Below are 4,750 nucleotides of genomic sequence, written 5' to 3' on the forward strand. Positions count from 1 at the left end.
AACGACTCATATCTTTTGGTTTAAGCTCATCAGGTATTTTTTTATCTTGAAATAATTTATTGATTTCTTTTGCTAAATATTGTTTATTTTTGATTTCCAGGCAATTATTATCTTCAATAAAATCGGAAGTTTGTTCAAAAGCAAGTATTAACATATCTAATTGTTCAACCGTTGCTTTAATTTGTGCAGCTAAACGTAATTTTCTCCAATCAATTTCCGAATTTTTATAGACAAGATCGTGAGTTGAAACAGACCAGGCGTGTTCAAAAGCACTTTTGATTTGTATTTCAAATTTAATTTTATAAATACTTAATTGATTCTCTTGAATTATGTCATTATTGGTCTTAAGTTGAGCATAAATTCGAGTTGAATCAAACTTAAATGTATCTGGAGATTTTTTATTCTGTCCTCTTTTAACTGTATTGATAATTTCAAATGTACTTTGACAAAATTCTCTGACCTCTTGTTCATGAGATAGAGTGGGGATAATAATTGTACAAGCAAACAAGTCATCCAAATCTGACCATTTTTTAAATCTAATGATAAATCTAATATTTTGCCTATAGATTTAATAGTTTTGCGAAATTCGTCTTCTATTTCATCCTTTTCTTCCCATTCACTATCTCGATTAGTAAAAGCTCTATCAAGATAATCAGCACTATAAGATTTTGCACCCTCTTCTAAAAATAACAGTAGTTGTGCTACCATTTCAACATCTTTCATTTGTTTTCTGGGAGTAGAATGAAGGTTGGGAAAGTTTTTAATTTTTTCTTCTAAGTAATTAAACATCCAATTAGATAATTCCTCTGCAAGAGTAATAAAATCACCACTAAGTCTTGCATGACGAAGTTCTTGAGGAGTTAATTTAATCACATTACGATTAATCCGATCGAATATATTACTAATAACGTCTTCATCGGATGATGGTAAATATTCAATAGCAAATTGATACTTCCAAAAATCTTGTTTATCTTTAGTCTCTAAATCTTGAAAGTATTTACCGCGAAAGCGTTGAATAGACATTTTTTCAGAGACAGGAAATTCATTATTAACAAATTGAAACAGGGTAGATAATCTCTGTTTTCCATCAACTATGCTAACTTTTGAAACTCCTTCAGGACTGATTTCTTGATATATAAAAATTGCAGGTGCTGGATATTCATGTAATACTGTATCAATAAAGTAATCCTTATAATCTTGATTCCAAACACTACGTCTTTGGTATGATGGATCTAAATCAAGAAGTTCTCTTTGATATAAATCCCAAAACCAGGAAATAGTTTGAAAGTTGATTGTTCTTTTCATGTTATTTTATTTGTAGGATTGATTCTTATATTACTATCTAATATTTATTATGTCACTTTGAGAATATTGTACTATGGAAGATGATTCAATCTCAATCAAATTTATCCTATATCAAGGAAAATATTAACTACAAACACTCAATCAACCCAGTTGGTGAGTATAATCAGTGTTAATTGTGTTTTACATACTTTGAACTATTAAATTCTTAAATAACTAATGCCAGCTAGAGATATTTATCATAATACGGTTGTTGAAGCATTAAAAACAGATGGTTGGACAATTACCCAGGACCCTCTATATTTAGGTTATGGAGGTAAACATTTTTATGTTGATTTGGGTGCATAAAAAACAGCGATCACTGCTGAAAAACAAGGTAAAAAAATTGCTGTATAAATCAAAATTTTTATTAGTATTTCTCCCATAAAGGATTTACAAATAGCAGTGGGGCAATATGAAATTTATCGGACTGTATTATCGGAACTATAACCAGAATGTTTACTTTATCTTGCCGTTAATCAACAAGCTTATGAAAATATCTTCCAAGATAAATTAGGTCAATTAATTATTAATAAAATACAACTGCGTCTAATAATTTGTGATGAAAAAATTGGGAGAATAGTTAAATGGATAACTTAGATAACTATCGTGAAATTATTAAGAAAATAATCTACGAATATGGCACCCATAAACCTGCTAATGGTCAAATAGATGTCGAAATTGTAATTGACACATAACGAGACCATTATCAAGTAATTCGTATGGGTTGGGATGATATACGTCGAGTTTGTAGTTCCGTAGTTCATATTGATATTATTAATGATAAAATTTGGATTCAATATGATGGTTGTTCTCAACCTGTTGCTGAAGCACTTTTAGAAGCAGGAATAACCAAAGATATGATAGTTTTAGGTTTTCATCCAGAGGAAGTGCGTCAATATACAGGTTTTGCAATTTCTTAAAATTAGAGTAAATTCCAAACATAAGAAGTACAGATATTAATAATTAGACATCTCCAAAAATCAAAAATCAAGTCAATTATCAAGTATAAACCCTCAATTCTTTCCCCCTACTCCCTACTCCCTACTCCCTACTCCCTACTCCCTACTTCCTACTCATTACTCATTGCTCATTACTCATTACTCATTACTCCCTCTTTTCTGGAGATGTCTATTAAATATTCCGAGTGCGAGCATCTTGCTCGCGATGGTTCTACCTCACCAAGTCGTAACTATATCTCACCAAGGTAAAATCTACTGTAATTAAAAATTTATGTAAATTTTAGTAGTTTATTTTTACTTGAAAAATGTGAATTGATATAAATTTTTACCGAAAAATTTTGGTTTAAAGCCTCCCCTTGGATAGGGGATAATAAATAAAAATTTTCATAATTAGTCAATCCTCTTCTTTTCAAGGAGAGGTAATTATTAATTATTAATTATTAATTATTCATTATTAATTGTTGAATTATAGCGTTTCCCGTTGTTATGAGGTACATCTACGCAGGCAAGATCCCCCCACTAAATAATTTTCATTATTTGCCCGAAATATACTATAATTATCTCCAAGATTTTGAACTTAAAACTTAATTATTGGCTATAAAATCACAATAATCAAACAGACAAAAAAGGAAAAATAAATACTAATGTTAGAAACATTACTAGAGCCACTACAATATAGTTTTATGCAGCGATCGCTCTTAGTTGCCATAATAGTTGGGATTATCTGTGCGGTAGTAGGTAGTTATTTAATGGTACAAAGATTAGCTCTATTGGGAGATGCCATTAGTCACTCAGTATTGCCGGGATTAGCTGTTGCTTTTTTAGTAGGGGCAAATATTTTTATTGGAGCATTTATTGCCGGAGTAATTAGTACTATTTTAATTAATTTAATTAGGACGCGATCGCCAATCAAAGAAGATGCAGCAATGGGGATAGTTTTTTCTGCCTTCTTTGCATTAGGAATCACATTAATTACAATTATTCAGAAAGACAATAAAATTGACCTAAATCATTTTTTATTTGGTAATATTCTCGGCGTAACTATTGGAGATGTGAGAGATACATTAATTATCGCTGCGATTGTTTTATTAGTAGTAGTATTGTTGTATAAAGAACTATTATTTTACACATTTGACCCCCTCGGCGCTCAAGCAGTAGGTTTACCTGTAAATTTATTAAGCTTGGGGCTAATGATGTTAATTGGTTTGACAATTGTAGCCAGTCTTAAAGCAGTGGGAGTAGTGTTAGTTTTGTCTTTATTAATTACACCAGCAGCTACAGCTTATCTATTAGTTAAAAGATTGTATCAAGTAATGATTTGGGGGGTAGGAATAGGGGTTTTATCGAGTATTAGTGGAATGTATATTAGCTACTTCTATAATTTGCCATCTGGTCCAGCAATTGTATTAGTATCATTTGGGTTATTTATATTAGCTTTTTTGTTCAGTCCTACTCAAGGAATTTTAACTTATCCAACATCAATTTCTAGTCAACCCTCTATTTGGCGGGAGTTGAAAAATTTAATTAAGTAAATTTGATTTCTCCTATAGCAAGGAACGAGTTGGTTAGGACATAGATTAATGATGAACTTTAGACACAGAAATACTTTTCCCACTATTGCCTCTCTTAGTCCGCTACTAGGTGCCTCTGTCGGCGACACGGGGTCGCACCGCTTTTGCCTGTTCCCTGCTATAACTACTGACTACTAAAAACATCTTAAGTATTTGTAGCAAACATTTATAAAAATGATATTATTCATAACATTTATTAGTGGCATTTTTATGGGAATGACCACAGCACCAGTAAACGCATGGTTTCTCGGATGGGTAGCTCTAGCTCCTCTGTGGGTGTTAGTAATTCAACAAGAAAAATACTTTGATAAATTTTTATTAGGTTTAGTTTGGGGAATAGGTTATCACGGTGTAGCTTTATTTTGGATAACCGGAATTCATCCCATGACCTGGTTAGGAGTTCCTTGGTTAGCTAGTTTAGCGATCGCTATATTTTGTTGGATTTTTATCACTCTTTGGGGAGCAATTTTAGTTGCTATTTGGGCTTATTTATTTGGGGTTTTAACTCCTACATCTTTCTCAGAGAAAATATTCTCATTCGCCAGAGTTTTGTTAGGTATAACTTTATGGTGTTGTTTAGAGAAAATCTGGAGTTTAGGAAGTCTTTGGTGGACTTCTTTATCTTTGACTCAGAGCAACTATAATTTAGTAATTTTACACCTTAGTCAATTATCAGGACCAATTACAGTTACGGCAGCTATTATTACAGTAAATGCTTTAATTGGGGAAGGCTTCATCAAAGCAAAATTGCAGGAAAAAAAAGTTGATTTTCGTTTCTCCCTTTCTCCTTCTTTCTTCTTACTTCCAATTACAACTTTTCTATTTTTCCACATAGTAGGGTTTAGTCTATATAATATTCCTTTAAATCCCGATTCA

At 31.8% G+C, this 4,750-nt stretch carries 2 protein-coding genes and 4 pseudogenes; 4 read left to right on the forward strand and 2 right to left on the reverse strand.

What is annotated here, in order from left to right; all coding sequences use genetic code 11:
* Together F6K13_RS35820 and F6K13_RS35825 are read right to left on the reverse strand one after the other, a co-directional pair.
* Positions 1–517, reverse strand: a 517-nt coding sequence (locus F6K13_RS35820) for a hypothetical protein (RefSeq protein WP_375340671.1), incomplete at its 3' end; no start/stop codon positions are given.
* A gap of 326 nt (positions 518–843) precedes the next feature.
* Positions 844–1,305: pseudogene (locus tag F6K13_RS35825) on the reverse strand (DUF262 domain-containing protein); the annotation flags it as partial.
* 216 nt (positions 1,306–1,521) lie between these two features.
* Between F6K13_RS35825 and F6K13_RS18915 the strand changes: the two are divergent.
* The 4 genes and pseudogenes from F6K13_RS18915 to F6K13_RS18930 all read left to right on the forward strand — a co-directional run.
* Positions 1,522–1,941: pseudogene (locus tag F6K13_RS18915) on the forward strand (element excision factor XisH family protein).
* Positions 1,929–2,264: pseudogene (locus F6K13_RS18920) on the forward strand (XisI protein). The pseudogenes F6K13_RS18915 and F6K13_RS18920 overlap by 13 nt, the downstream one beginning before the upstream one ends.
* 683 nt (positions 2,265–2,947) lie before the next feature.
* Positions 2,948–3,835 (forward strand): metal ABC transporter permease, encoded by an 888-nt coding sequence (locus F6K13_RS18925; RefSeq protein ID WP_124155548.1) that lies wholly within the window; start codon positions 2,948–2,950, stop codon positions 3,833–3,835.
* Positions 3,836–4,048: 213 nt separating this feature from the next.
* Positions 4,049–4,750: pseudogene (locus F6K13_RS18930) on the forward strand (apolipoprotein N-acyltransferase); the annotation flags it as partial.

It is taken from the genome of Okeania sp. SIO2B9 (genome assembly GCF_010672505.1).
GTDB lineage: Bacteria > Cyanobacteriota > Cyanobacteriia > Cyanobacteriales > Microcoleaceae > Okeania > Okeania hirsuta.